We start from the raw sequence: 3,995 nt of genomic DNA, 5'->3' as shown, positions 1-3,995 counted from the left end.
AATTAGAGATTATAAGGAAGAGCTTTTCTCTAATTATTGCTCAAGAATTTATTATCTTTTCATTCTCAAAGCAGAACTACGTTTAACCCTGAGTTACCTGCAAGCGCACCCAACCGCACAGTCAAGCACATTTCATTTTGCTCGTGCCTCACAAAATAAAAAGAGCTTGCCTTTTCCCAACGCTTAATCTGAATAAAAAACAAAATTAAATTAGGAATTATAAAATATGTCCGTAAATTTGTCCGTGTACGTAAAAACGTCCGTAAATAATTATGGCAACAATTAATTTTTATTTAGACAAGCCTGACAAAAAAGGGTTTGCACCAATTCATCTTCGAATAAACTGTAACGGAAGTCAAGTTAAAGTTTCAACTGGGCAGAAAATAGAACCGAAAAAGTTCGATAAATCAAAACAGAAAGCAATTGGATTATCTGTAGAATCACACGAAATCAATCATTATTTGGATTTTTTAAGAGAACGAGCTGACGAACTTCTGCACCATTCCAACAAAAAGACTTTTATTCAAGACGAAGTTAAAAGCGTCTTAAATGAACACATAGAAAGTTATAAAGAAAATAGTAATGTAAATATCGTAAAAGAACAGGTTTCGCTTTACGGAAAACCATTCACTTTTGTTGATTTATTTGCAGGAGCTGGTGGTTTTAGTGAGGGATTTTTACAAGCTGAACATAATAATAAATTCTTTGATTTTGTAGTAGCTAACGATATAAACGAAAACTGCGAACTCACTCACGTTGTTCGTTACAATCATCAATTGGGTTTAGATGCCAAATTTCTCAAACAAGATATTACTGAACCAGACTTTTTAGACAATTTGTTGGAAAAAATAGATGGTCGAAAAATAGACGTTGTTTGTGGTGGTCCACCTTGTCAAAGTTTTAGCCTTGCAGGAAAAAGAAAGAAATTCGACAAAAAAGACGACTTATTTTCTCATTATTTAGAAGTCATTAAGGTTTTACAGCCGAAATACTTCGTAATGGAAAATGTAAAAGGCATTTTAACAAAAGAAAGCGGTAAGATAAAAGAACTTATAATAAAAGAGATAAACTCTATTGTTGACATCAAAGAGATTCCTTCACTTACATCATTTATAAAAAAGGTACGAGATGAATCAAATTCTTTTCTATTTGACAGCATTATAAAACGTGTTGAACTTGAAAAGTTACTCGAAAAAGATAAAGAAAGCGGAAAAGCTGATTTTATCAATTTTGTAGAAAATAGATTTAGAAAACTAACGCCAAAAATTGCAGATTACAAAACCAGTAAAACGGACGAGAATATAAATACTATTCGTCACGGTTTTAACCTTTTAGCGCGAGCGAAAGAATGGGAAAAACTGAAACGTGATATTATAAAAGAAAAAGACTTTTGCAATATTGATAGTGATAATTTTGTAAATGCTTTTACTGATTTCCTAACAGAAATCAGTTCAGAAAATGTTATATCGAAAATTGAAAATGCTTTCAAAATTTTAAAAGTTCCAAATACTTATAAAAAAGATTGTGATGATATCATTACTGCGTTAAAAATCTATACAATTTCTTTTGATGAGTCAATAGAGATATTAAAATCGTATTGCAATAAATCACAGAAAAAGGAATTAGAAACTATTCTTGAAAGTATTAGACTTTACAAAATAGAAAAACCTTTTGTTGCTAACGCCTCAAATTATGGTGTTCCACAAAATAGAGAAAGAGTGCTTTTCATTGGTTGTCGTAAAGACCAAAAATATATTTCTGAAATTCCTGCAACCGTTTCTGAGGAAGAAAAGGTTACCATTTTTGAAGCTTTGTATGATTTAGATTTTATCGGTAACAATCAAGAAGCTCACCGATACGAATTAGTTGATATTTCAACTCAATACAATGGAACCGCAAAAAAAATGGCTAAACTATTAAAGAAAAGAAAAATTGATGGAAAGCCAATTTCTAAAGGTGGAAAATCTTTTGCAGAATGGTCAAGAAAAGGCAGGTTAATTGAACGTTTCAAACCTCAAACAAAGCCTTTTTACGTAAGGAATACAGAAGCACTTGAAAATGGAGAAAAGTATTTCGACATACTCAATAATCACAAAACAAGTAATCAAAACGAAACTGTTGTTGAAAGACTTGGAGTTATTTTAAAAAATGGAGATTATAAAAAAGCGCAACCAGAATTAGAAAAATTAGGTCTTTCGACAAACAAGCGAAATTATAATGTTTTAAAACCAGACGAACAAAGCTCTACAATAATGACAATTGCAGATGATTATATTCATTACAATTCGCCAAGGTCTTTAACAGTTAGAGAAATGGCACGTTTACAGTCTTTTGACGACTCTTTTGTATTTCAAGGGAAACGCTCAACAGGAGGAAATAATAGAAAAACGGAAGTACCACAATACACTTTAGTTGGTAACGCTGTTCCACCTTTATTAGCAAGAGCAGTTGCAAGTGAAATTTTAAAGCATATCAAGTGAGAAAACTTACAGACGAAGAACAAGAAAAAATAAAATTACTGACCAAAAACCAAGTTTCTCTTACTTTAATTGAGCCAACCGAAACCGGATTGAAAAAATCCATTATGGATGCGACTGGTTCTGTTCGTAGTTATTTGAAAAGTGAGAACATTCACGATTATGAATTGCAGAATCAAGGTACAGAGAGCAAAGTAATGATTCCAGCAACCATTCATACTGGTTTTAAGATTATAAAATCAAAAGCATCTCTATATCGTCCTTCAACTAAAAAAGGAGACCCAAGAATTTGGTTTTATGGTTTAACAAAAGTTGCTGACCCTAATGATATTATTGGAATCACTTTTTACAACGATAGTTTTCAAGTCTTTAACTTGACAAAATTAGATATCAAGGAATTAATTTATTCTTCAATTCTAAATCCATTTCAAGAATTAATTAATGCAATCAATACGACAGAAAATGAAGTTGCTTTTGAGCTTTTAGCTATGTTAAGAAAAATTGCGAATAATGGCCCAATTCCTTCAATGGTTGATGCTGACACTTCTGTAGGCAGGACACTTGAGACAGCGCTAGGAATTGACATTAACTCTTCAAAACAACCAGATTATAAAGGAATTGAACTTAAATCATTCAGAAACAGCAGAACGAATCGTAAAAGTCTATTCGCACAAGTTCCAGATTGGAAATTAAGTAAGTTTAAAAGTTCAGCAGAAATTCTTGACAATTTTGGATATGAACGTGATGATGATTTTAAACTTTATTGCACAGTTTCAGCAATTACGAGAAACTCGCAAGGTTTGAATTTAAGAATTGATAGCGACATAAAACAACTAATTGAAAACTCTGATAAGCCAGAGGTTGGAGATTTTGTAGTCTGGACATTAGACAAACTTCATAACCGATTAAAATCTAAACATAAAGAAACATTTTGGGTAGAAGCTGAAAGTATCAAGATTGATGAACGTGAACATTTTCAATACAAGTTGGTAGAACACACAAAAAAGCCAATAACTTCACAATTTGACTTATTAATTGAACAAGGAATTATAACGCTTGACCATTTAATTAAGCGAAATTCAAAAGGGAAAGTAGTCGAAAAAGGTCCGTTATTTAAAATCAAACCGAAAGGAATTGAATTATTGTTTCCGCCAAGTGAAAGTTATAATTTAATGACATAGCGGAATTGCCAACGCTAAAAGCCATACACATTTCCAGTCGCACCATCCACGCTACACCAAAACTGTAAAAGAGTATGTCTTTGCCAACGCTAGCAAGTTTTCGGAAAAACGCCAGCCAGGTAACAACGTATATAAAAAATAGCGGTTTAAGTGCTTAATCCAAAGTGATTTTCATAAATTTAAAGACAGTACTAAACCGAAAAGTTAGTGTTTAAAAATCCGCTACTTTTCATATACAAGACCGATGGAACACATTCGCCGATGGCGAACTTTAATCTACGCTGCTTCGCAGACAATGCATCTTAAAGTAAATGTGTTCCATCTCAGGGTTAAACCA

General features: G+C 32.3%; 3 protein-coding genes. All 3 read left to right on the top strand.

What is annotated here, in order from left to right; translation table 11 throughout:
- Positions 1-187: hypothetical protein (locus tag DFQ02_RS15275; protein ID WP_220340314.1), on the top strand; the 187-nt coding region annotated here is incomplete at its 5' end.
- A gap of 85 nt (positions 188-272) precedes the next feature.
- A complete protein-coding gene (gene dcm / locus DFQ02_RS14805) occupies positions 273-2,480 on the top strand; it encodes a DNA (cytosine-5-)-methyltransferase (RefSeq protein WP_116525227.1) in 2,208 nt (735 codons plus the stop codon).
- The gene (locus DFQ02_RS14800; protein WP_116525226.1) at positions 2,477-3,658 is read left to right on the top strand and encodes an MvaI/BcnI restriction endonuclease family protein; all 1,182 of its coding nucleotides are present in this window, start codon (positions 2,477-2,479) and stop codon (positions 3,656-3,658) included. Before dcm ends, DFQ02_RS14800 begins: the two co-directional genes overlap by 4 nt.
- Positions 3,659-3,995: the final 337 nt, after the last annotated feature.

Source organism: Seonamhaeicola aphaedonensis (assembly GCF_003386195.1).
Classification (GTDB): Bacteria; Bacteroidota; Bacteroidia; order Flavobacteriales; family Flavobacteriaceae; genus Seonamhaeicola; species Seonamhaeicola aphaedonensis.
The sequence above is the reverse complement of the archived record's forward strand: the minus strand, read 5'-3'. Positions and strand labels throughout refer to the sequence as shown.